This window comes from Aeromicrobium massiliense JC14 (assembly GCF_000312105.1).
GTDB lineage: Bacteria > Actinomycetota > Actinomycetes > Propionibacteriales > Nocardioidaceae > Aeromicrobium > Aeromicrobium massiliense.
The window spans coordinates 492,782-515,149 of the sequence record NZ_HE978638.1; the positions used below are offsets into that span (position 1 = coordinate 492,782).

Genomic DNA, 22,368 nt, shown 5'->3' on the forward strand with positions numbered 1-22,368 from the left:
GGCTACCGCGCGGACAGGAGGCCGGCCGGCGAGGCCGACGGGTCCGGGGCCCAGGTGGCCAGGTGCCGCTGGGCGCCGGCCGCGCTGCACTGCCAGGTGCCGCGCACCATGCGGACGCCGTCGGACTCCAGCCAGCGCAGCAGCACCTCGGTCTCCTCGACGGTCGCGGCCGGCGCGGGGCCGAACCCGGGCTCGACGGTCTCGGCGCCGGCGACGAGCCGGTCGATCCAGCCCAGCTGGTCGACGCCGCGGGGCGGCATGACCCCGGACGCGGCGAGCCGTCCGTGGCGCACCACGTGCATCTCCCAGCCGTGCTCGCCGCGGCGGGCGGCGACGACCTCCGGCTCGGCGGTGAGCTGGCGCAGCCGCTGCGAGCGGGCTGCGCCGCGCAGGAACGTGGCCAGCCGGTCTCGCCACACCGCGGCGTCCTCGTAGCGCTGCGCCGCGGCCAGCGCCCGCATTCGGTCGCCGGCGTGGTCGATGAGGGTCAGCGGCTCGCCGACCATCGTCTCGCGCAGCCGCGCGACCTCGGCCGCGTAGGTGTCGGCGTCGACCGAGCCGTCACAGGGGGAGAGGCAGTGCCCCATCTCGGCCAGGACGCAGGCCGCGCCGCGCGGACGCACCGGCAGGCGGCCGGTGCACTGGCGGACGCGGAAGGCGTCGTGCGCGGCGGCCAGCGCGGCCTCGGCGCTGCGCTTGTGGCGGAACGGGCCCACGTAGTCGGCGTCGTCGTCGAGCACGCGACGGACGATGGACAGTCGCGGCCAGGGCTCACGGGTCAGCTTCACCCAGGTGAGCCGGTCGGGGAACCGGGACCGCCGGTTGTACGGCGGGGTGTGCCGGGCGATGAGCCGCAGCTCGCGCACCTGGGCCTCGAGCGGGGTGGCGCACTCGATGCCCTCGATGCGCTCGGCCAGCCGGACCATCTCGCGCATGCGGGCGCGGGTCTCGCTGCCGGTGAAGTAGGACTTGGCCCGCGTGCGCAGGTTGCGCGAGGTGCCGACGTACAGGACCCGCTCGTCTCGGTCGCGGAACAGGTAGACGCCCGGGACGGCCGGCAGGTGGTCGGCCAGGTGACGCTTGGCCCGCTCCGCGGCGGTGATGCGGGTGGTGAACCCGGCCAGCTCCTCGAGCGTGCCGATGCCCAGGCTGCCGAGGCGCTCGAACAGCCCGTGCAGCACGTGGACGGTGGCGCGGGCGTCCTCGAGGGCGCGGTGGTTCGGCGTCGTGGGGCTGCCGAAGTGCGCCGCGAGCGTGCCGAGCTTGTGGTTGCGCACCTCCTCGCGCAGCATGACGCGCCGGGCCAGGGTGACGGTGTCGAGCACCTCGAACCCGGGCCACGGGACGCCCAGGCGCTTGGCCTCGTGCTTGAGGAAGCCGACGTCGAACGGGGCGTTGTGGGCGACCAGCACGCTGCCGTGGGCGAACTCCAGGAAGCTGGGCAGCGCCTCGTCGATGCGCGGCGCCCGGCACACCATGGCGTCGGTGATGCCGGTGAGCACGGTGATGAACGCCGGGATGGGGCCCTCGGGGTCGACCAGCGTCTGCAGCTCGCCCACCACCTCGCCGCCGCGCACCTTCACCGCGCCGATCTCGGTGATGCGGGCGCCCTTCGCCGCCGAGCCTCCGGTCGTCTCGAGGTCGACGACGCAGAAGGTCACGTCGGCCAGCGACCGGCCCAGCTCGTCGAAGGTTCCTTGCACGGCGTCCACGCCGCACACCGTACGAAGCGGGTCCGACAGGACCGGGAGCCGCGCCGGTGCGGCGGGCGTGACGCGCGTCCTTGTCAGACCCCCGCCCTAGCGTCGCCGGCATGAACGAGAACCTGTCGCGGGACGCCGTCGCTCCCGCCCCCGAGCACGACCCCTCCGACGCGGTCGTCGTCGACTGCGGCACGTGCCTGGTGCGCAGCGCCGCCGCGTGCGGCGACTGCGTGGTGACCGTGCTGCTCGGCGCACCGCCCGAGGGCGTCGTCATCGACGCCGACGAGCGGGCCGCCTTCGACGCCCTGGCGGCGTCCGGACTCGTGCCGCCGCTGCGCCTCGTGGTGCCGCTCGACGACGGGCACCAGTCCGGCCAGGTCGGTTGATCGGGCCCCTGCGACCACCTAGAGTGGGTGGCTGTGCCCATGCCGCCCTCCGGGGCGGTGCGGGCCCGCCACCCGGAGTCCCCCCGACCCCGGTCCGCGCCTTCGGGCCGGTGGGTGGCGACGCCACAGAACTCTTGAGGGAGAGATCTTCTTGCGCCGTGCCGTGCGTCTTGCGTCCCTGACTGCTGGAGCCGCCCTGGGAGCCTCGCTGGTGCTCTCCCCGGTCGCCAGCGCCGACCCCAAGCCGACCCGTGAGTCGGTGGAGCAGGCGTACGACAAGGTCGAGGCCGTCACCGAGGAGGTCAACGGCCTCACCGAGCGCATCGAGCAGACGCAGGAGGAGATCGACGCGCTCAGCCGCGACCTCGCCTCGCAGGACAAGGCCTTCCGCGCCCAGCGCGACGCGCTCGGCGCCGCGGTGGTCCAGCAGCAGATCCAGAACCCGCTCGGTCCGACCGTCGGCCTGCTCGGCAGCGACGACCCGACCGCGTTCCTCGACGGTCTCGGCGCGGTCCAGGCGCTCAACGCCTCGCGCGCCGACCAGCTCGAGCAGTTCAGCCGCACCGCGGCCGAGATGCGCAACCGCCAGGCCCAGCTCGCCGAGCGCAAGCAGGCCCTGGCCGCCGACAAGCAGCAGGTCCTCGAGCGCCGCAAGGCGATCAAGGCCGCCTACGAGAAGGCCAAGGCCGCCCACGACCGGCTGGAGGCGCGCGAGCGTGCCCGCATGGCCGCCGCCGACGACCAGGTCGATCCCTCCGGCATCAAGGTCGAGGCCACCGGACGCGCCGCCGAGGCCGTGAAGTTCGCGCTCGCCCAGCTGGGCGACCCGTACTCCTACGGCGGCAACGGCCCGAACGCGTGGGACTGCTCGGGCCTCACCAGTGGTGCCTGGGCCGCGGCCGGCGTCTCGATCCCGCGCACCGCCCGCACCCAGGTCGGCGCGGGCCAGAAGATCTCGATGAGCGAGCTGCAGCCCGGCGACCTGGTCGCGTACTCCAGCCTCACCCACATCGGCATGTACATCGGCGACGGCAAGGTCGTCCACGCCCCGCGCACGGGGCTGAACGTCTCCATCACCTCGCTCTCCAGCTTCCAGATCGCGGTCCGGGTCGGCTAGCACCGTGCGCGCGCGGACGTCGGTCGTCGGCGCGCTGCTGCTCGTCCTCGTCGTGGCCGGCGCCCTGGTGTGGCGTCCGTGGGGCGGTGACGCCCCCGCCGACGAGACCGAGGCGTCGCGCCCCACCGTCTCGCTCGGTCTCGAGGCGAGCGCGCGGGTCGAGTCGATCCAGCGGGCCGGCTCGCTCGACGAGCTCGTCGAGGCGGCGGGCGACACCGCCGAGGCCGCCGCGTGGGCCCGTCGCACGTGGGCCGCGATGCAGGCCCTGGACGTCCGCGAGGTGGCGCTGCGCTACGTCCGAGGCGCCGACGGCGAGCTCGGTAGCGACGGCACGATGCGCGCCGCCGTCGACGTCGCCTGGACGCCCGGCCCGCGCAGCGGACTTCCCAGCCGCGAGACCTGGTCGACCCAGGTCGCCCTGACGATCCGCCCGGTCGGTGACGGCGTCGCCGTCGAGGGCGCCGCGCAGGACCGCGGCCCGATCCCGCTCTGGCTCGCGGGCGACCTGGCAGTCGACCGCAGTGGCGGCGTCACGACGGTCGCCGTCGACGGGGGAGCACCCACGCTGGACGTGCGGCGCTGGACCCGCACCGCCGCCCGCGAGGTGCGAGGCCTGGCCACCGCCCGGCAGCAGCTCGTCGTGGTCGTGCCGCCCGACGCCGCGACCGCCGCTGCCCTCGTCGGCCAGGAGCCCGACGCCATCGCCCAGGTCGCGGGGGCGACGACGACCTTGGACGCGTCCGAGGAGGCAGGTGGGCCGACGGCGGTCGTCGTGAACCCCGAGGCCTTCGCCCCCATGGACGACCGCGCCGCCCAGGTCGTGATGACCCACGAGGCCGTGCACGTCGTCACCGGCGCCGCGACGTCGGTCGCCGAGCCGTGGGTGGTCGAGGGGTTCGCCGACTGGGTCGCGCTGCGCGACGACACCGCCCCGCTCGACGTGAGCGCCGGCCAGGGGCTGGAGGCCGTCCGCGCCGACGGGGCGCCCGCCGCCCTGCCGTCGTCGGACGACTTCTCGTCCGCGGCGCACGGACTCGGCGCGACCTACGAGCTGGCCTGGCTCGTCTTCCGGGTGCTGGACGAGCGGCACGACGACGCGGCGATCGAGCGCTTCTACCGCGCGTGCCTGGGCGGCGCCGGCGTCGACGCGGCCCTGCGCTCGGAGCTGGGCACCACGACCGAGCGGCTGACGCGCGACTGGCGGTCCTTCCTCACGCAGGCCGCCCGAACGCGCTGAGCGTGACGTTCTGGCGGTGACACGCCGGTGGCGGCCGCAGGAACGTCACGCTCAGCGACGAGGGGAGCCGATCAGCGGGTGTAGAGCGACTCCACCTCGGTGGCCATGTCGGCCAGCACGCGGTTGCGCTTCACCTTGAACGACGGGGTCAGGTAGCCGTTCTCCTCGGTCCAGTCCTCGTCGAGGATGAGGAACTTGCGGATCGACTCGGCCTTGGAGACCTGCGTGTTCGCGTCGTCGACGGCCTTCTGCACCTCGGCCAGCAGGGCCGGGTCGTCCAGCGGGCCGGTCCAGGCCTCGGTGTCGATGGTGACGAGCGCGGCGATGAACGGCTTGCCGTCGCCGACCGCCAGGCACTGGCTGACGTACGGGTTGGCGCGGACGCGGTCCTCGAGCACGGCCGGGGCGACGTTCTTGCCACCGGCGGTCACGATGATCTCCTTCTTGCGCCCGGTGATGCGGATGAAGCCGTCGGCGTCGATCTCGCCCAGGTCACCGGTGCCGAACCAGCCGTCGGCGTCCAGCGCCGCGGCGGTCGCCTTCTCGTTGCGCCAGTAGCCCTGGAAGACCTGCGGGCCGCGGCACTGCAGCTCGCCGTCGGCGGCGATGCGCACCTCGGCGCCCGAGATCGGGAGGCCGACCGAGCCGACCCGCTCGCGGTGCGGCGGGTTCACGGCGAGCGCGGCGGTGGTCTCGGTGAGGCCGTAGCCCTCGAGGATCGTCACGCCCACGCCGCGGAAGAAGTGGCCGAGGCGCTCGCCGAGCGCGGCGCCGCCGGAGATGGCGTACTGCGCCTGGCCGCCGAGCGCGGCGCGCAGCTTGCCGTAGACCAGCTTGTCGAACACGCCGTGCTTGAGCCGCAGGCCCAGGCCCGGCTTGCCGGCGTCCAACGCGCGGCTGTACTCGATGGCGGTGGCGACGGCCTTGTCGAAGATCTTGCCCTTGCCCTCGGCGTGCGCCTTCTGGCTGGCCGAGTTGAAGACCTTCTCGAACACGCGCGGGACGGCGAGGACGAAGGTCGGCTGGAACTCGCCCAGGCGCGGCACGAGGTCCTTGATGTCGGGGGAGTGGCCCAGCCGGGCGCCGGCACGGATCGTGCCGACCTGGATGATGCGCGCGAACACGTGGGCCAGCGGCAGGAAGAGCAGCGTGGACGCGCCGTCGGCGTCGAACAGGTCGGGCAGCGTCTCCAGGGCACCGCCGAGCTCGGCACGGAAGTTGCCGTGCGTGAGCATGCAGCCGCGCGGCCGGCCGGTCGTGCCCGAGGTGTAGACGATGGTCGCCAGCGTGGACGCGTCCATGGTCGCGTAGCGCTCGTCGAGCACCGTGTCGTCGACCGCCTCGCCGGCGGTGGCCAGGACGGCCAGCTCGTCGGCGTCGATGGTCCAGGTCTGGCGCATGGCGGGCGCGGTACCGCCGGCCTGCGCGACGCGCTGGGCGTGCTCGGGCGTCTCGACCACGGTCGCGACGGCGCCGGAGTCCTCGAGGATCCAGGCGATCTGGTCGACCGAGGACGTCTCGTAGATCGGCACCGTGACGGCACCGGCGTACCAGACGGCGTAGTCGACGAGCGTCCACTCGTAGCGGGTGCGCGAGAGCAGGGCGACGCGGTCGCCGGCCTGCACGCCCGAGGCGACCAGGCCCTTGGCCAGGGCGCGCACCTGGGCGTCGAACTCGCCGATGGTGACGTCCTGCCAGTCGGCGGACCCGGTGTGCCGGCTGAACGCCACGGCGTCCGGGTCGATGGCCAGCCGGTCACGGACGTCGTCGACGAGGTTGCCGTCGTATCGCAGCAGGGAGTCAGTCACATCCGGCAGGTTACGACACGGTAACCGCCGGTGCCGCGGTGACCCGGCTCACCCGGTCGTGCCCGGCCCGGTCGCGCGCGCCGGTGCGGATAGACTCGGGGCTCCGTCCGAGAGGGAGGTGTGATGGCCCGCACGACCAGCGACATCGTCATCGACGCGCCGGCGCACCAGGTGATGGCCGTCATCGCCGACTTCGAGGCCTACCCCGAGTGGGCGACCGGCATGAAGGAGGTCCGTCCGCTCGCCGAGGGCAGCGACGGGCGTCCCGAGACCGTCTCGTTCGTGCTCGACGCCGCGCCGATCCGCGACTCCTACGTGCTGCGGTACGTGTGGCACGGCGACCATGAGGTGTCGTGGTCGCTCGCCGAGCCGGCGACCATCCTGCGCTCGATGGACGGCTCGTACGTCCTCGAGGACGCCGACGGCGCCACCCGGGTCACCTACCAGCTGGCGGTCGACGTCTCCATCCCGCTGCTGGGGATGCTCAAGCGCAAGGCCGAGAAGGTCATCATCGACACCGCGCTGCGAGGGCTCAAGACGCGGGTCGAGGCCGCGTGAGCGCCGGCGTCACCCGGCTCGCGGCGGCGAGCCGGTGAGCGAGCGCGAGTCCGAACCGGTCGGCTCGCTCGCGCAGGAGGCGGCCCGGCTGCTGCACGCGCTGAGCGGCGGTGAGCCCGGTGCCGAGCCGGCGCGCTGCCCGCACGCGTGGTGCCCGATGTGCCGGCTCGTCGAGCACGTCCAGGACAATCCCGAGGTTCTCGAGCAGGCGACCCAGGCGGCCGCGGACGCGGTCCGTGCGGTGCGCACCCTGCTCGACCAGCTCGCCCCGAAGGAGGAGCGATGACGTACGCGGTGGGGATCGACATCGGTGGCACCAAGATCGCCGGCGGTCTCGTCGACGACGAGGGTCGGATCGTGCGCGAGGCGCGCGAGGCGACCCCCGGTGACGCGGCCCAGATCCCCGAGGTCGTGGCCCAGGTGGCCCAGCAGGTGCGCGGCGACGCGGAGGTCGCCGGCATCGGCATCGGTGCCGCCGGCTTCATCGGTGCGGACCGCTCGACGGTGCTGTTCGCGCCCAACATCCGCTGGCGCGACGAGCCCCTGGCGAAGCGCGTGTGCGAGCTGACCGACGTCCCGGTGGTGGTCGAGAACGACGCCAGCGCCGCCGCGTGGGGCGAGTTCCGCTTCGGCGCGGGCGCCGACAGCGACGACCTGCTGCTCGTGACGGTCGGCACCGGTGTCGGTGGCGGCATCGTGCACCGCGGCCAGCTGTTCCGTGGCGGCTTCGGCATCGGCGGCGAGATCGGTCACCTGCGCGTCGTGCCGGACGGCCTGCTGTGCGGCTGCGGCCGGCGCGGCTGCCTGGAGCAGTACGGCAGCGGCAGCGCCCTCGTCCGTGAGGCGCGGCTGCGCCTCGACGAGCCCGCCGCCGGACCGTTGCGCGAGGCCGTCGGCGACGAGCCCGACCGGCTGAACGGCCCGCTCGTCACCCGCCTGGCGCAGGAGGGCGACCCGCTGTGCGACGCCCTGCTGGCCGACCTCGGACGCTGGCTGGGCGAGGGCATCGCCTCGCTGGCCGCCGTCCTGGACCCCAGCGTGGTGGCGATCGGTGGCGGCGTGGCCGAGGCCGGCGACCACCTCATGGTCCCCATCCGGGAGGCCTTCGAGGCCGCCCTGCCCGCGCACGGCCACCGTCCGGTTGCCGACCTGCGCGTGGCGACGCTCGGCAACGACGCCGGCCTGGTCGGCGCCGCCGACCTCGTCCGCAGCGAGCCGGTGTAGCCGTGGCCGAGAAGCTCAGCATCGGCATCGACATCGGCGGCACCAAGGTCGCCGCCGGCGTCGTCGACGAGGACGGTCGGGTGCTGGAGCGGCTGCGCCGCGACAGCCCCACCACGAGCTCGTTGGACGTGCTCGACGCGATCTCCGACATCACCGAGGAGCTGCGCCGCAACCACCACATCCGCTCGATCGGCATCGGCGCCGCCGGGTTCGTGGACGCCACGCAGTCGACCGTCGTCTTCTCGCCGCACCTGGCGTGGCGGCACGAGCCGCTGCGCGACGCGGTCTCACGCCGCACCGGTCTGCCGGTGCTCGTCGACAACGACGCGAACGCGGCCGGTTGGGCCGAGTGGCGCTTCGGGGCCGCGCAGAACGAGTCCGACCTGGTGCTCATCACGCTCGGCACGGGCATCGGCGGTGCCGTCGTCATCGACGGCCAGGTCTACCGCGGCCGCTACGGCATCGCCGGCGAGTTCGGCCACATGCAGGTCGTCCCCGACGGACGTCCGTGCGAGTGCGGCAACACCGGCTGCTGGGAGCAGTACGCCAGCGGCCGGGTGCTCGCCCGCCGCGCGAAGGCGGCGGCCGGCGACGGCACCGTGCTCGGCAAGGCGCTGCTGCGCGACGCCGGGTCGCTGGACGCGATCGGCGGCCAGCACGTCACGCGCCTGGCCCAGGCCGGCGACGAGGAGGCGGTCGCCTGGATCGCCGAGGTCGGGGAGTGGCTGGGCAGCGGCATCGCGAGCCTCGCGGCCGCGCTCGACCCGGGCATCTTCGTCATCGGCGGCGGCGTGAGCGACGCGGCGGACCTGCTCATCGAGCCGGCCCGGCGCACCTTCGCGGCGTCCCTGACCGGACGCGGCTACCGCGCCGAGGCCCGCATCGTCCGGGCCCACCTCGGCCCGGAGGCCGGCATGATCGGCGCGGCCGACATGTCACGGATCAGAGCACGGCGCCGTCGTCCGGAAAGTCCCGGTGCGAGGGTCCGTATCCGGGGAGCGTCGAGACCAGCACGACAGCCGCGGCGACAAAGATGAGCACGGCACCGAGCACCACGGCCTGAGGCAGGTTCACGCCCAGCAGCGTCCCGATCACGAGCACCGCGGGGCCGCCGAGCAGTCCGGTCCAGCCGAGCTGGCGGCGCGGGTCCGCCCGACGGGCCGGCGGGGGCTCGGGGTGGCGGTAGAACGCGTCGTCGTCGGGCTCGTCGTCCAGCTCCCAGGGCTCGTCGACCGTCGGCTCCTCGGCGGGCGGCTCGACGGCACGCTCGCGCGCGCGGCGGGCGTCGGCCTCGTCCATGGCGGAGAAGTCCAGGTCGAGGCCCTCGACGAGCCGGCGGAACTCGTCGTCGGAGGGGTCCTGATCGCTCACGCACCCAGTCTCGCAGGCTGGCGGCGGCCACGAAAGCACCGCGCGTCCGGGCTCCCGGGCGGCGGACGTCCGGCGGGGTACAGTTGCGCCGTCCTGAGGGAGGTCGAGTGTTCTACTGGTTTCTGAAGTTCCTGGCGTTGGGTCCGCTGCTCAAGCTGATCTTCCGCCCATGGGCGGAGGGCACCGAGAACGTCCCGCGCGAGGGCGCCGTCATCCTGGCCTCGAACCACCTGTCGTACTCGGACTGGCTGTTCATGCCCCTGGTGATCCCGCGCCGCGTGACCTTCGTGGCCAAGGCCGAGTACTTCGAGACGCCCGGCATCAAGGGCTGGTTCCAGAAGAAGTTCTTCTCCGGCGCCGGCCAGGTGCCCATCGACCGCACGAGCGGCTCGGCCGCCGCGGGCGCGATCCGCACCCAGCTGCGGCTGCTGTCCGAGGGCGAGGTGTGCGGCATCTACCCCGAGGGCACCCGCTCGCACGACGGCAAGCTGTACCGCGGCCGCACGGGCGTGGCGCGCCTGGCGCTCGAGGCCCAGGTGCCGGTCATCCCGGTCGCCGTCGTGAACACCGACGTCATCGCGCCCCCCGGCAAGGTCTTCGGCCGGTTCGTCCGGCCCGGCGTCCGCTTCGGCGAGCCGCTCGACTTCAGCCGGTACGAGGGCCTGCAGGAGGACCGCTTCGTCCTGCGCGCCATCACCGACGAGATCATGTACGAGGTCATGCGCCTGTCGGACCAGGAGTATGTCGACATGTACGCGACGGACGCCAAGAAGCGTGACAAGGAGCTGCGTGACGCCGCCCGCGCGGCCGCCAAGGACGCCGCGGAGGACGCCGACGACGAGCCGGCCGCCGGCTAGACGTCTCACCGCCGCACACGCGTGCCGGGCCCGCGGCACCACGCCGTATCCTGGCGCGGTGAGCACCATCCCCACCCTCGAAGAGCTGGACGCGCTGGGTCGCGTCCAGCAGCCGACCTTCCGCGACCCGGCCGCGCGTGACGCCGCCGTCTCGCGGCTGCGCACGATGCCGCCGCTGGTCTTCGCCGGCGAGTGCGACGCGCTGACCGACAAGATGGCCGCCGTCGCCCGTGGCGAGGCCTTCCTGCTCCAGGGCGGCGACTGCGCCGAGACCTTCGAGGGCGTCACCGCCGAGAACGTCCGCAACAAGCTGCGGGTGCTGCTCTCCATGGCCGTCGTGCTGACCTACGCCGCGAGCGTCCCGGTCGTGAAGGTCGGCCGGCTCGCCGGCCAGTACGCCAAGCCGCGCTCGAGCGACTCCGAGACCCGCGACGGCGTCACGCTGCCGGCGTACCGCGGCGACGCGGTCAACGGCTTCGACTTCACCCCTGAGGCGCGCGAGCACGACCCGAACCGGCTGCTCGAGGTCTACCACGCGTCCGCCGCGACGCTGAACCTCGCGCGCGCCTTCACCACCGGCGGCTACGCCGACCTGCGCCAGATGCACGCCTGGAACAAGGACTTCGTGCGCAGCAGCCCCCTGGGCCAGCGCTACGAGGCCGTCGGTGCGGCGATCGACAAGGCGCTGGCGTTCATGGACGCGATCGGCATCGACCCCGAGTCGCTGCACGCCGTCGACTTCTACTCCTCGCACGAGGCGCTGCTGCTGGAGTACGAGCAGCCGCTGACCCGCATCGACTCGCGCACCGACAAGGCGTACGACGTCTCCAGCCACATGCTGTGGATCGGTGAGCGCACCCGCCAGCTCGACGGTGCCCACGTGGAGCTGCTGAGCCGCGTCGCCAACCCGATCGGCGTGAAGCTCGGCCCCACGACGACTCCGGACGACGCGCTGGCGCTGGCCGCGAAGCTCAACCCCGAGAACACGCCCGGCCGCCTCACCTTCATCACGCGCTTCGGCGCGGGCAAGATCCGCGACGGCCTGCCGCCGCTGGTCGAGAAGGTGCGCGCTGCCGGCCTGCAGGTCGCGTGGGTGTGCGACCCGATGCACGGCAACACGTTCGCCACCGAGAACGGCTACAAGACGCGTGAGTTCGACGACGTCATCGACGAGGTGCGCGGCTTCTTCGAGGTGCACCGTGCGCTCGGCACGTGGCCCGGTGGCGTCCACGTCGAGCTGACCGGTGACGACGTCACCGAGTGCCTCGGCGGCGGCGCCCGCCTGTCGCAGGAGGACCTCGTCACCCGCTACGAGACCCTGTGCGACCCGCGCCTGAACCGGGCCCAGAGCCTGGAGCTGGCGTTCCTCGTCGCGGAGATGCTCGCCGAGCGCAGCTGACCCCCGCTCGTCCCGCCGCCGGTCGTCCCTCACGGGGCGGCCGGCGGCGTCGTTCTGCTGGGCGAGCAGGTCCAGGACGTGGCCGAGAGCTGCTCCCGGGTCAGCACCAGATGGTGACGGCGGAACCGCGCTTGAGCTTGCCGCTCGCCGGGTTCTGCACGATCACGCTGTCGTTGCCGGGCAGGACGTCGCGCACCTGCGGCTTGAAGCCGGCGGCGGTGAGCGCCTGCTCGGCCTCGGCGCGCGAGCGGCCGCGGACGTCCGGCACGGGCAGCAGCTCGGGGCCCTTGGAGACGACGAGCTTGACCTCGTCGCCGCGGAACAGGGTGCCCTCGCGCGGGTTCTGGTCGATGACGACGCCCTCGGGCACCGTGTCGGAGAACGCCTCGGTGACGGTGGGCTTCAGGCCCGACTTCTCCAGCGCCTCGACCGCCGCCGCACGCTTGCGGCCGACCTGGCTGCTCACCTCGACAGGCTGCTTGCCCTTGCTGACGGTGAGGTCGACCGGGGTGTCGCGCTTGAGCAGCGTGCCCGGCTTGATCGAGGTGAGCCGGACGACCCGGCCGTTGGCGACCTTGTCGTCGTAGACCTGGCGCACGTCGCCCAGTGCGAGGTTGCCGTCCTCGAGCGCGGCCTTGGCCTGGTCGAGCGTGCGCCCGGCCAGGTTCGGCGCCTGGTAGCGCTCCTTGCCGAGGGAGACGACGGCCTCGATGGTGTCGCCGGGCAGCACCTTGGACCCCGGCTCGGGGTCGGTGCTGATGACGGTGTCCTTGGGGACGGTCTCGGAGTACTCCGGCTGCCCGGTCTCGAGCGTGAAGCCCTCCTGCTCGGCGGTCTGCTGCGCCTGCGCGAGCGAGACACCGACCAGATCGGGCGCCTCGGTGTAGCGGCCGACGCCGTAGTACCAGCCGCCGCCCGCGGCCAGCACGGCGAGGAGCAGGACGCACAGCAGCAGAAGGCCGCCGCGCCGGCGGCGACGGCGCGCCGGGGGAAGCGCCGGGGCCGGCGGCTCCGGCTCGGCCGGAGCGGACTGCCAGGCCATGGTGTGCTCGGCGTCGGGCGCGACGACCACCGTGCTGGAGCCGACGTCCTCGGGCGCGAGCCCCAGGACCGAGGCCGGACGGACGTCGGCGACGCGCTGCGTCACCTCGGACTCCCAGGCGTCCGAGGAGCCGGGGTCGAGGTCGGCGGTCAGGTCGGGGTCGTCGGCCAGCCCGGCGTCGAGGGCGCGCAGGACCGTGCGCACCTGCTGCAGCAGGACGTGGGCGTCGGGGGAGCGGCGGTCGCGGTCGCGAGCCGTGGCCCGGGCGACGAGCGCGTCCACGTACGGCGGGATGCCCGGCACGAGGCTGGAGGGAGCCGGGACGTCCTCGTGGACGTGGCGGTACGCGACCTGGATCGGCGACTCGCCGGTGTGCGGCTTGGAGCCGGTCAGCATCTCGAACAGCATCGCGCCGCAGGCGTACACGTCGGAGCGGGCGTCGGTGCCGGCGTTGACGACGATCTCGGGCGCCAGGTACGAGACGGTGCCGATGAGGGTGCCGCCGGTGGCGGTGGTGGCGGCGCTGACCGCGCGCGCGAGCCCGAAGTCGGCGACCTTCAGCACGCCGTCGGGCGCGATGAGGACGTTCTCGGGCTTGATGTCGCGGTGCACGAGGTGGGCCGCGTGGGCGGCCGACAGCGCCAGCAGCACCTGCTCGAGCAGGCGCAGCGCACGGGCCGGGCGCATGGGCGCCTCGTCGCGCACGACGTCGCGCAGGGTGTGCCCGGGGACGTACTCCATGACGAGGTAGGTGAGCTCGGCGTCGGTGCCCTGGTCGAACACGGCCACGACGTTGGGGTGGTTGAGCTTGGCCGCGGAGCGCGCCTCGCGCACGAAGCGCTCGGTGAACTGCTCGTCGTCGCCCAGGCCCTGGTGCATCACCTTGACCGCGACCTGGCGGTCGAGCCGGCGGTCGTGGCCCAGGAAGACGCTGGCCATGCCGCCGCGGGCGATGCGCTCGCCGATCACGTAGCGACCTTCGAGGACGCGACCGCGCAGGGCCTCGTCGCCTCGTGCCGCCATCGATCGCTCCTGTTCCCCGGGAGTCGTTCGGACGGACCCCTGCCCGCCGATTCTAGAGAGTCGGCCGCGGCGAGCCCCCACCGCCGCGCCGGGCCGGACGGTTCAGCGCGTGCGGCGGGTCGCCTGGTCCAGCAGGACGGCCAGGAAGCCGCGGGCCGGCTCCTCGACGTCGGCGAGGGCGTCACGGACGGCCTCCACCCGGTCGTCGATGTCGGCCTCGACGGCGTCGAGCGCACCGCTTTCGCGCAGCATCACGCTCAGCTCGGCCACGTGCTCGGCGTGGCCGAGTCCCTCGTGCAGGCGCTGGCGCTCGGCGGGGGAGAGCCGCTCCGCGGCGCGGGCGACCAGCACGGTGCGCTTGCCCTCGCGCAGGTCGTCGCCGGCCGGCTTGCCGGTCTCGGCCGGGTCGCCGAAGACGCCCAGGACGTCGTCGCGCAGCTGGAACGCCTCGCCCAGCGGCACGCCGACGGCGCTCAGCGTCTCCACCAGAGCGGCGTCGCCGCCGGCCAGGACGGCACCGATGTGCAGCGGACGCTCGACGGTGTACTTGGCCGCCTTGTAGCGGACGACGCGCAGGGCCTCGTCGACGCTGAGCGACGGCACGGTCTGGCCGGCGACGTCCAGCAGCTGGCCGGCGACGACCTCGGTCTTGCACTCGTCGAGCACGGCACCGGCGGCGGACACGTCGAGCCCGCAGTCGCGGAACATCTCGTCGCACCACGACAGCATGAGGTCGCCCAGCAGGATCGCGACGGCTCGGCCGTACGCCTCCGGGTCGCCGACGCGTCCCTCGGCGACGTGCCGGGCGGCGAACTCGCGGTGCAGGCTGGGCCGTCCGCGACGGGTGTCGGAGTCGTCCATGACATCGTCGTGGGCGAGCGCGCTGCCCTGCAGCCACTCCAGGGCCGCGGCGGCGCGCACGAGCCGGGTGTCAGCGGGGTTGCCGCCGGCGGCCGTCCAGCCGGCCAGGCAGAACAGCGGCCGCAGGCGCTTGCCGCCCTCGACGAAGCGGACGGCCGCGTCGACGTACTCGCCGGCCTGGTCGCCGAGCGGCGCGAGGCGCAGCCGCTGGTGGACCACGAAGGCCTCCAGCTCCTCGTCGACGAGCGCGCGGAATCGGTCCGGGTCCAGGCCGGGGACGGTGCTGTCCGTCCCGTGGTCGTCGGCGGGGCTGATCACGTCCGCGACGATACCGTTGGGCCATGTCCGAGCCGGTCCCGTCCCTGGTGCGCCTCCTGCGCGCGCCCGAGCCGACCTTCTCCTTCGAGTTCTTCCCGCCGAAGGACGACGAGGGCGAGGCGCTGCTGTGGCGCACGATCGCCGAGCTCGAGCCGCTCGGGCCGTCGTTCGTGTCGGTGACGTACGGCGCCGGCGGCGCGGGCCAGAGCCGCACGATCCGCGTGACCCGGCGCATCGCCGAGGAGACCTCGCTGACCCCGGTCGGCCATCTCACCGTGGTCGGGCAGAGCCGGGGCGAGATCGAGGACGTCCTCAAGCAGTACGCGGCCTCGGGCGTCCGGCACGTGCTCGCCCTGCGCGGCGACCCGCAGGGCGGTCCCCGGGCGCCGTGGGAGACCCACCCCGACGGCATGACCCATGCGACCGAGCTGGTCGAGCTCGCCCGCGACCTGGGCGGCTTCGAGATCGGCGTCGCCGCGTTCCCCGAGGGGCACCCCGACTGCGAGACCCTCGAGCGCGACGCCGAGGTGCTGGCCGCCAAGCACGAGGCCGGTGCGTCGTTCGCCATCACCCAGCTGTTCTTCCGCGCCGACGACTACTTCGCGCTCGTCGACCGTCTGCGCGCCAACGGCTCGGACCTGCCGGTCGTGCCGGGCATCATGCCCGTGCTGAACCTCAACCAGGTGGCCCGCATGGCCGAGCTGTCCGGCGTCGCGATCCCCGACCCGGTGCTCGCCGAGCTCGAGCCGCACCGCGACGACCCGGCGGCGCTGCGGGCGGCCGGCATCGACCTGGCCGTCCGGCTGTGCCGCGAGCTGCTCGACGGCGGGGCGCCGGGCCTGCACTTCTACACGCTCAACCGCTCCAAGGCGACGCGCGAGATCTTCGAGCAGCTGCGTCCGCGCGGCTAGGCCCTGCCGACGGCCGCCGCGATCGCCGCGGTGGCCTCGCCGACCATCTCCAGCGAGCCGCCCGGGTGGGCGTGGGCGCCGGCGTGGAACAGCCCGCCCTGCGGGCCGACGCCCGGACGCGCGAGGGCGGTGCGCCAGCCCTGCCACTGCCAGCCCCAGTGCCCCTGCGTCACGAGCTCGCCGGGCGAGGCGTCCCAGCGGTCGACCACGTGGTCGCGCAGGTCGATGCGGTGGCGCGCCAGCGTGACCAGCGGGTCCTCGCTGCGGGTGTGCTCGATCGTCCAGCAGCCGGGGTCGGCCTCCCACATGCGCAGCGGCGGGTCGGCGTGGACGACGACGTCCTGCACCAGGGCGGGCGCGTCGGGTCCGAGCCGCACGTAGGTCTGCCGCGCGGGCACGGCCGGCAGCAGCCGTCGCGGCTCGGGCAGGGGAGCGGGCCAGGTCGGGGCGCACCACACCACCACGTCCGCGGGCACCGTGCCGGCGTCGGTCTCGACCCCCCGGACCTGCTGACCGTCGAGCACGAGCCCGGACGCCGCGGTGCCGAGCCGGACGTCCACGCGTCGCTCCTGCATGCGGGTGGTGAGGCCGTCGGCCAGCACGCCACGACCGCCGACCACGTGCCACAGGCCGAAGTTGCGCTCCAGGTAGTGCTGCACCGTGGTGAACGCCGGGACGCGACGCGGGTCGTCGCCGTGCACGCGCACCGCGTCGCGCAGCACGGTCGCGAGCCGGTCGTCGCCCATGTCCTTGGCGACGCGGTCGACGGTGCGGCGCGGTCGCAGGGCCCGCCACTGCCCCTTCGTGAACGCGTCGCGGCCGGTGAGCACCTGGTCCAGCGACTGGCGGCGGATGACGTCCCACGGGGTCGGGAGCCCGTCCAGGTACGGCGACCACTCGTCCTGGCCGGTGAGGGCGACGACCGCGTCGTGCTGCGCCCCACGGGTGCCCATCGGCAGGTCCAGCACCGTCCCGTCGGCGAAGACGTGGCGACGCCCGGGCACGGTCTCGATCTCCAGGACGCGGTCGATCGTGCGGCCGGACTTGCGGAACAGGTCGCGCAGCACGCCGGGCAGGGTGAACGTCTCGGGGTGCAGAGCCCAGCGGTGGCCGTCGCGCTCGACGCCGCGCAGACGTCCGCCGAGCCGGTCCGAGGCCTCCAGCAGCACCACCTCGTGGCGCAGCTTGGCCAGCCGGCCGGCGGCCGAGAGCCCGGCGAACCCGCCGCCGACGACGACGACCCGGGCCATCAGGCGAGCGCTCCGGGCGCGGCCGGGCGGGGGAGCGTCAGCGGCATGCGCCCGACCCTAGGCCATCCCTCCGTGGCACAGTGTCCGCATGGGACCTGTGCGCGCCGAGCTCCTCTGGCAGACGGTGCTGGACGCCGTCGAGCTGACCGGTGGGGGCGCGCTGCGCATCGTCGACCTCGGCGGAGGTGCGGGCGGTGACGCCGTCCGGCTTGCCGGAGCCGGTCACGCGGTCCATGTCGTCGACCCCAGCCCGGACGCGCTCGCGGCGCTCGAGCGTCGCGCGAGCGAGGCGGGGGTCGCCCAGAACCTCACCGGCTCGCTCGGCGACGCGTCCGACCTCGCGGCGCAGGTGACCGAGCCGGTCGACCTGGTGCTGTGCCACGGCGTGCTCGAGCACGTCGACGACCCGGCGGCCACGGTCGCCGCGGCCACCCAGGTGCTGCGCCCCGGCGGACGCCTCAGCGTGCTGGTCGCCAACCGGCTCGGCGCGGCGGTCCGGCGCGCCGTGGCCGGCGACTTCGACGGCGCCTCGCGGCTGCTTAGCATCGACCTGGCCGGCTGGGACCGGCGCTCCGACGGGGCCCGCCGGTTCGTCCTGGCCGAGGTCGCGGACATGCTCACGGCCGCCGGCCTGAGGGTCGAGCACACCGCCGGGACGCGTGCGTTCGCCGACCTCGTGCCCTCCAGCCTGGTGGACGTGGAGCCCGGCGGACGCGACGCGTTGTACGCCCTGGAGCGTCAGGCGGCACTTCTCGGAGAGTTCACAGCACTCTCCGCTGGCCTGCACCTCGTCGGGTGCCTAGAATCAGAGGCAGACGTCCACACCTTCGGAGGCTCCAGTGCCGCTCTCTGACGAGGAAGCCCGACTTCTGCAGCAGCTCGAGCAGTCGCTTGCTGCCGAGGATCCCGAGTTCGCCTCCACCCTTCGCGGCTCGCGCCTGGTGGCGCGCACCCGCCGCGTCGCCGTTCTGTCCGCCCTCGGGTTCCTGGCCGGCATCGGCCTTCTGCTCGCCGGCGTCATGGTGCCCCAGACCATCCTGGGCGTCATCGGGTTCGTGGCCATGCTCGGCTCGGCCTACCTCTTCGTCACCAGCTACCGCCGCGGCCTGGCCGTCGGTTCCGCGCCGTCGTCGGCCGGCCCGAAGGGTCCGCGTGGCGGCAAGGGACGCAAGCCCAAGTCCTCGGGGTCGTTCACCGACCGCATGGAGCAGCGCTGGAACCGCCGCCGCGACGGCGACGAGTACTGACGTCCCGGGTGGAGCGGCGCTGATCGCTCCACCGCGCCCCACCACCCTCCACCGCCCCTGACCGGGGCGGTTTTTTCGTTGCCCTGACGGCGATCCTCAGCCACTCCACGCCCCACGTCCCCCGGCGAAGACACGCCGTGATGTGGGGCGTTCTGCGTTGACGGTGGGGGATTGTGGAGTAGGGTGGGGGAAAGTGGTGAACTTGGGAGCGTAGGAGGAAGCGAGGTGAGTCCCGTTGAGCTGGTCAATTTCTTCGGCACCTACACGCCGCGCCTCGACGACAAGGGCCGCCTGTTCCTGCCGGCCAAGTTCCGTCCCCGCCTCGACGGGGGCGTCGTGCTGACCCGCGGGCAGGAGAACTGCGTCTACGGCTGGACGCCGGAGAGCTTCAACACCTTCACCGACGAGCTGCGACGCGCGCCGATCACCGACAAGCGCAGCCGCAACTTCGCTCGCATGCTCTTCTCCGGCGCCTCGCAGGAGGTCCCGGACAAGCAGGGACGCATCGCGGTGCCGGCGGTGCTGCGCGAGTGGGCGTCGCTGGACAAGGACTGCGTCGTGATCGGTGCGATGGACCGCATCGAGATCTGGGACGCCGCGCGCTGGAACGAGTTCCAGGAGAACGAGTCGGCGGCCTTCGCCGACATGTCCGACGAGGTGATGCCCGGCGACTTCTGATCGCGGGTCCCGATCTCCGACCGGTTGACTCTGACGCCACTTCCCCGGCGCCAGATCCACCCGGCCGGTGATCAGGCCCCACGAGCAGGGAGCCGGGTCGGTACGAGCCCAAGGAGGGGAGCGATGGACACGACGACGACGACGCGACGCGTGCGCGAGCGGCTGGCCGACTCGGCCGCCGTCATGGCGTTCTCCCTGGGCACGAGCGCGCTCATCGCCGGGCTGCTCGCCCTCGCGCTGGGAGCGGCCGCATGACGCAGCACGTGCCGGTCATGCTCACCCGCATCCTGGAGCTGCTCGAGCCCGCGCTGACCACCCCCGACGCCGTCGTCGTCGACGCCACCCTCGGCCTGGGCGGTCACGCCGAGGCCCTGCTGACCGCCTTCCCCGACGTCCGCCTGGTCGGCATCGACCGCGACCCCGAGGCGCTGTCGCGGGCGGGGGAGCGGCTCGCCCCGTTCGGCGACCGTGTCCACCTGGCCCACGCGGTGTACGACGAGATCGGCACCGTGCTCTCCGACGCCGCGATCCCCGAGGTCGCCGGCGTGCTGTTCGACCTGGGCGTCTCGTCCATGCAGCTCGACCTGGCCGAGCGCGGCTTCGCGTACAGCCAGGACGCTCCGCTGGACATGCGCATGAACCCCGAGGACCCGCTCACCGCGGCGGACGTCCTCAACACCTACGACGCGCGCGACCTCACCCGCGTCCTGCGCGACTTCGGCGAGGAGAAGTTCGCCCGCCGCATCGCCGACGCCGTCGTCGCCGCCCGCGCCGAGGCGCCGTTCACCACGAGCGCCCGCCTGGTCGAGCTCGTCCGCGACGCGATCCCGGCGCCCGCCCGGCGCACCGGTGGCAACCCCTCGAAGCGCACGTTCCAGGCGCTGCGCATCGAGGTCAACGCCGAGCTCGCCGTCCTGACCCGTGCCGTGCCCGCCGCCCTCGAGGCCACCCGCGTCGGGGGGCGCGTCGTGGCCATGGCCTACCAGTCCTTGGAGGACCGCATCGTGAAGCGCGCCTTCGCCGCGGTGACCGCCTCGCGCGCCCCCCGCGACCTGCCCCAGGTGCCCGACGACATGCTGCCCCGGTTCGCGCTGGTGACGCGCGGTGCCGAGCAGGCGTCCGACGACGAGATCGAGGAGAACCGCCGGGCCAAGCCCGTGCGGGTCCGGGCCGTGGAGCGGGTGGCGCGATGAGCACGTCCGCCGTCGGCGCCGCCCGCCGCCTCGCCGCCCGCACCGTCCCGTCCGCGCCGCGGCTGCGGCTCGTCCAGGCCCCCGCCACGACCCGCGGACGCACGCCGTTCGTGGGCCTGGTGATCGTCCTGCTGTCGCTCGGCCTGACCGGCCTCATCGTGCTCAGCACGGTGCTGCAGCGCCAGGCGTTCGAGATGCAGGACCTCGACCGCACCGCGGACCGTCTGCAGACCCAGCACGACGCGCTCGCCGCGGAGGTGGCCGAGAGCCGCAGCCCCGGCCGGCTCGCCGCCGAGGCCGTGCGCCTGGGCATGGTCCCGAACACCAACCCCGTCTTCCTGCGGCTCAGCGACGGCTCCGTCGTCGGCAAGCCGCGACCGGCCGAGAAGGGCACCAACGTGAAGCGGGTGGACCGATGAGCGCACGCGGTGCGACGCAGACGATGACCCACAAGCGGCTGCGCGCGTGCCTGGTCGTCGTCCTGGCCGTGCTCGTGATGTTCGGGCTGCGGCTGTTCCAGATCCAGGGCATCGACAGCCAGGCGTTCGCCGCGCTGGCGACCGAGCGCGGCACCGACACCGTCGTGGTCCCGGCCCCGCGCGGCTCGATCACCGACCGGAACGGCATCGAGCTGGCCGCGAACGTCGAGGGCATCACGCTCACCGCCGACCCGACCATGACCACCGCGGACGCCCCGCAGATCGCCGCCGTCCTGACCGGCGTGTTCGACGACCTCGACTACTTCGCCGTGGTCAAGAAGCTGCGCACGCCCAAGTCGCGCTACGTCGTGCTGGTCAAGCAGGCGCCCGCGACCCGCGCCCAGAAGGCGCTGGACCGGCTCAAGGAGAAGGGCCTGGTCGGCGTGTTCAGCGACTCCGCGCCCATCCGCACCTACCCGGGCGGGGCGCTGGCGGCCAACCTCGTGGGCTACCTCAACGCCCAGGGCGAGGGCGTGGCCGGGCTCGAGCGCACCTACGACGACCAGCTGCAGGGCGAGGACGGGCGGATGACCTACGAGGTCGCGCCGAGCGGCCAGCGCATCCCGCAGGCCGACACCACCGTCGACGAGATGGTGCCCGGTCGCGACGTCGTGACGACGATCGACCGCGACCTGCAGTGGTACGCCGACCAGCGCCTCGCCGACGGCGTCCGCTCGAGCAGCGCCGACTGGGGCCTGGCCATCACGATGGACGTCACCAACGGCGAGCTCGTCCAGCTGTCGCAGTACCCCTCGTTCGACCCCGACACCCGCACGGGCATGACCGAGAAGAACACGGTCGCCCGGGCGTGGCAAACGGTCTACGAGCCCGGCTCGGTCATCAAGACGCTGACCATGGCGGCGCTGGCCGACCAGGGACTGGTGTCAGCCGACACCAAGATCAAGGTGCCCGGCTCGATGACGATCGACGGCTTCAACATCAGCGACTACTGGGACCACGGCACGATCAAGCTCACCGCGGCCGGCGTCATCGCCCAGTCGTCCAACATGGGCACGATCGTCGCGTCGCAGCAGATGAAGAGCTCGACCCTGCACTCGTACCTGAGCAAGTTCGGCCTGGGCGCCAAGACCGGCGTCGGCCTACCCGGCGAGTCCAAGGGCATCCTCGTGCCGGCCGAGCGCTGGTCGCGCTCGCAGGCCGCGACCGTCACGTTCGGCCAGGGCGTCTCGGTCACCGCGCTGCAGATGGTCAAGGCCGTCGGCGCGATCGCCAACGGCGGCGTCGCCGTCGAGCCCACCGTCGTGTCGGGCCTCAAGGCAGCCGACGGCTCGGTGGAGAAGCCGGCCCGTCCGAAGGGCCAGCGGGTCGTCAGCCAGCAGGCCGCCAAGCAGGTCACCCGGATGATGGAGGCCGTCACGGCCGACGACGGCACGGCCCCGGCCGCGCAGATCGAGGGCTACCGCGTCGCGGGCAAGACCGGCACGGCCTGGCGGGTCAACCCCGAGACCGGGCGCTACGTCCGCGGCCAGAACACGGTGTCGTTCATGGGCTTCGCGCCCGCCGACAACCCGCGCTTCGTCACCTACGTGGTGCTCGACAACCCGGTCTCCAGCGCCGGCGGTGGCTCCACCGCGGCGCCCGTCTTCCAGCAGGTCATGTCCATGGCGCTCGAGCGCTTCGGCATCGCGCCGACCGGCGCCAAGAGCCCGAAGGTCGCGCAGGACTGGTGACCGGCACCGCACGCC

General features: G+C 73.6%; 23 protein-coding genes. 17 read left to right on the forward strand and 6 right to left on the reverse strand.

The window, feature by feature from the left end; genetic code table 11:
• Positions 1 to 2: 2 nt before the first annotated feature.
• Complete coding sequence (locus tag HGAM_RS19670) at positions 3 to 1,712, reverse strand: DEDD exonuclease domain-containing protein (protein WP_019146352.1); 1,710 nt, start codon at positions 1,710 to 1,712, stop codon at positions 3 to 5.
• Between the two features lie 101 nt (positions 1,713 to 1,813).
• Between HGAM_RS19670 and HGAM_RS15185 the strand changes: the two genes are divergently transcribed.
• The 3 genes from HGAM_RS15185 to HGAM_RS19675 all read left to right on the forward strand — a co-directional run bounded on the left by HGAM_RS15185 (position 1,814) and on the right by HGAM_RS19675 (position 4,443).
• Complete coding sequence (locus HGAM_RS15185) at positions 1,814 to 2,089, forward strand: hypothetical protein (protein ID WP_019146353.1); 276 nt, start codon at positions 1,814 to 1,816, stop codon at positions 2,087 to 2,089.
• A gap of 211 nt (positions 2,090 to 2,300) precedes the next feature.
• The gene (locus tag HGAM_RS15190; protein ID WP_019146354.1) at positions 2,301 to 3,206 is read left to right on the forward strand and encodes a C40 family peptidase; all 906 of its coding nucleotides are present in this window, start codon (positions 2,301 to 2,303) and stop codon (positions 3,204 to 3,206) included.
• 4 nt (positions 3,207 to 3,210) lie between these two features.
• Positions 3,211 to 4,443 carry a hypothetical protein gene (locus tag HGAM_RS19675; RefSeq protein WP_019146355.1) on the forward strand — a complete coding sequence of 411 codons (1,233 nt, stop codon included), beginning with the start codon at positions 3,211 to 3,213 and terminating at the stop codon, positions 4,441 to 4,443.
• A gap of 71 nt (positions 4,444 to 4,514) precedes the next feature.
• Here the strand turns inward: HGAM_RS19675 and HGAM_RS15200 are convergent, their stop codons facing one another.
• Positions 4,515 to 6,251 (reverse strand): AMP-dependent synthetase/ligase, encoded by a 1,737-nt coding sequence (locus HGAM_RS15200; protein ID WP_019146356.1) that lies wholly within the window; start codon positions 6,249 to 6,251, stop codon positions 4,515 to 4,517.
• Positions 6,252 to 6,374: 123 nt separating this feature from the next.
• On the opposite strand from HGAM_RS15200, the gene HGAM_RS15205 reads away from it, so the two are divergent.
• From HGAM_RS15205 to HGAM_RS19680, 4 genes are read left to right on the forward strand one after another with little or no spacing between them, the layout of a single operon-like run.
• A complete protein-coding gene (locus tag HGAM_RS15205) occupies positions 6,375 to 6,809 on the forward strand; it encodes an SRPBCC family protein (RefSeq protein WP_019146357.1) in 435 nt (144 codons plus the stop codon).
• Between the two features lie 34 nt (positions 6,810 to 6,843).
• Entirely contained in the window at positions 6,844 to 7,095 is a 252-nt protein-coding gene (locus HGAM_RS15210; RefSeq protein ID WP_019146358.1) for a hypothetical protein, read from the forward strand.
• Entirely contained in the window at positions 7,092 to 8,033 is a 942-nt protein-coding gene (locus HGAM_RS15215) for an ROK family glucokinase (protein ID WP_019146359.1), read from the forward strand. The genes HGAM_RS15210 and HGAM_RS15215 overlap by 4 nt, the downstream gene beginning before the upstream one ends.
• A 2-nt stretch (positions 8,034 to 8,035) precedes the next feature.
• Positions 8,036 to 9,070, forward strand: coding sequence for an ROK family glucokinase (locus tag HGAM_RS19680; protein ID WP_019146360.1), 1,035 nt, complete (start codon positions 8,036 to 8,038; stop codon positions 9,068 to 9,070).
• On the opposite strand, the gene HGAM_RS19685 is transcribed toward HGAM_RS19680, so the two are convergent.
• Positions 8,976 to 9,404, reverse strand: a complete 429-nt coding sequence (locus HGAM_RS19685; protein ID WP_019146361.1) for a hypothetical protein — start codon at positions 9,402 to 9,404, stop codon at positions 8,976 to 8,978. The two genes, HGAM_RS19680 and HGAM_RS19685, sit on opposite strands and share 95 nt — an antisense overlap.
• 107 nt (positions 9,405 to 9,511) lie before the next feature.
• Between HGAM_RS19685 and HGAM_RS15230 the strand changes: the two genes are divergently transcribed.
• Together HGAM_RS15230 and HGAM_RS15235 are read left to right on the forward strand one after the other, a co-directional pair.
• A complete protein-coding gene (locus HGAM_RS15230; RefSeq protein ID WP_019146362.1) occupies positions 9,512 to 10,261 on the forward strand; it encodes a lysophospholipid acyltransferase family protein in 750 nt (249 codons plus the stop codon).
• 58 nt (positions 10,262 to 10,319) lie between these two features.
• Positions 10,320 to 11,660, forward strand: a complete 1,341-nt coding sequence (locus tag HGAM_RS15235) for a class II 3-deoxy-7-phosphoheptulonate synthase (protein WP_019146363.1) — start codon at positions 10,320 to 10,322, stop codon at positions 11,658 to 11,660.
• Between the two features lie 100 nt (positions 11,661 to 11,760).
• Here the strand turns inward: HGAM_RS15235 and pknB are convergent, their stop codons facing one another.
• Complete coding sequence (gene pknB, locus HGAM_RS15240) at positions 11,761 to 13,725, reverse strand: Stk1 family PASTA domain-containing Ser/Thr kinase (protein WP_019146364.1); 1,965 nt, start codon at positions 13,723 to 13,725, stop codon at positions 11,761 to 11,763.
• A 102-nt stretch (positions 13,726 to 13,827) separates the two neighbouring features.
• Positions 13,828 to 14,904, reverse strand: a complete 1,077-nt coding sequence (locus HGAM_RS15245) for a polyprenyl synthetase family protein (protein ID WP_019146365.1) — start codon at positions 14,902 to 14,904, stop codon at positions 13,828 to 13,830.
• A 23-nt stretch (positions 14,905 to 14,927) separates the two neighbouring features.
• On the opposite strand from HGAM_RS15245, the gene metF reads away from it, so the two are divergent.
• The gene (gene metF / locus HGAM_RS15250) at positions 14,928 to 15,815 is read left to right on the forward strand and encodes a methylenetetrahydrofolate reductase [NAD(P)H] (protein ID WP_019146366.1); all 888 of its coding nucleotides are present in this window, start codon (positions 14,928 to 14,930) and stop codon (positions 15,813 to 15,815) included.
• Here the strand turns inward: metF and HGAM_RS15255 are convergent.
• The gene (locus HGAM_RS15255; protein ID WP_019146367.1) at positions 15,812 to 17,065 is read right to left on the reverse strand and encodes a phytoene desaturase family protein; all 1,254 of its coding nucleotides are present in this window, start codon (positions 17,063 to 17,065) and stop codon (positions 15,812 to 15,814) included. The two genes, metF and HGAM_RS15255, sit on opposite strands and share 4 nt — an antisense overlap.
• A gap of 88 nt (positions 17,066 to 17,153) precedes the next feature.
• On the opposite strand from HGAM_RS15255, the gene HGAM_RS19690 reads away from it, so the two are divergent.
• The 7 genes from HGAM_RS19690 (at position 17,154) to HGAM_RS19700 (ending at position 22,353) form a co-directional block, all read left to right on the forward strand.
• Positions 17,154 to 17,918: a methyltransferase gene (locus HGAM_RS19690; RefSeq protein WP_019146368.1), complete on the forward strand. Its 765-nt coding sequence runs from the start codon at positions 17,154 to 17,156 to the stop codon at positions 17,916 to 17,918.
• Positions 17,905 to 18,312 carry a DUF3040 domain-containing protein gene (locus HGAM_RS15265; protein WP_019146369.1) on the forward strand — a complete coding sequence of 136 codons (408 nt, stop codon included), beginning with the start codon at positions 17,905 to 17,907 and terminating at the stop codon, positions 18,310 to 18,312. The genes HGAM_RS19690 and HGAM_RS15265 overlap by 14 nt, the downstream gene beginning before the upstream one ends.
• Before the next feature lie 225 nt (positions 18,313 to 18,537).
• A complete protein-coding gene (gene mraZ, locus HGAM_RS15270; RefSeq protein ID WP_019146370.1) occupies positions 18,538 to 18,990 on the forward strand; it encodes a division/cell wall cluster transcriptional repressor MraZ in 453 nt (150 codons plus the stop codon).
• Between the two features lie 123 nt (positions 18,991 to 19,113).
• Positions 19,114 to 19,245: a hypothetical protein gene (locus HGAM_RS21020; RefSeq protein WP_019146371.1), complete on the forward strand. Its 132-nt coding sequence runs from the start codon at positions 19,114 to 19,116 to the stop codon at positions 19,243 to 19,245.
• The gene (gene rsmH / locus HGAM_RS15280; protein ID WP_019146372.1) at positions 19,242 to 20,183 is read left to right on the forward strand and encodes a 16S rRNA (cytosine(1402)-N(4))-methyltransferase RsmH; all 942 of its coding nucleotides are present in this window, start codon (positions 19,242 to 19,244) and stop codon (positions 20,181 to 20,183) included. The genes HGAM_RS21020 and rsmH overlap by 4 nt, the downstream gene beginning before the upstream one ends.
• Positions 20,180 to 20,602, forward strand: coding sequence for a cell division protein FtsL (gene ftsL / locus HGAM_RS19695; protein ID WP_019146373.1), 423 nt, complete (start codon positions 20,180 to 20,182; stop codon positions 20,600 to 20,602). The genes rsmH and ftsL overlap by 4 nt, the downstream gene beginning before the upstream one ends.
• Entirely contained in the window at positions 20,599 to 22,353 is a 1,755-nt protein-coding gene (locus HGAM_RS19700; RefSeq protein WP_019146374.1) for a peptidoglycan D,D-transpeptidase FtsI family protein, read from the forward strand. Before ftsL ends, HGAM_RS19700 begins: the two co-directional genes overlap by 4 nt.
• Positions 22,354 to 22,368: the final 15 nt, after the last annotated feature.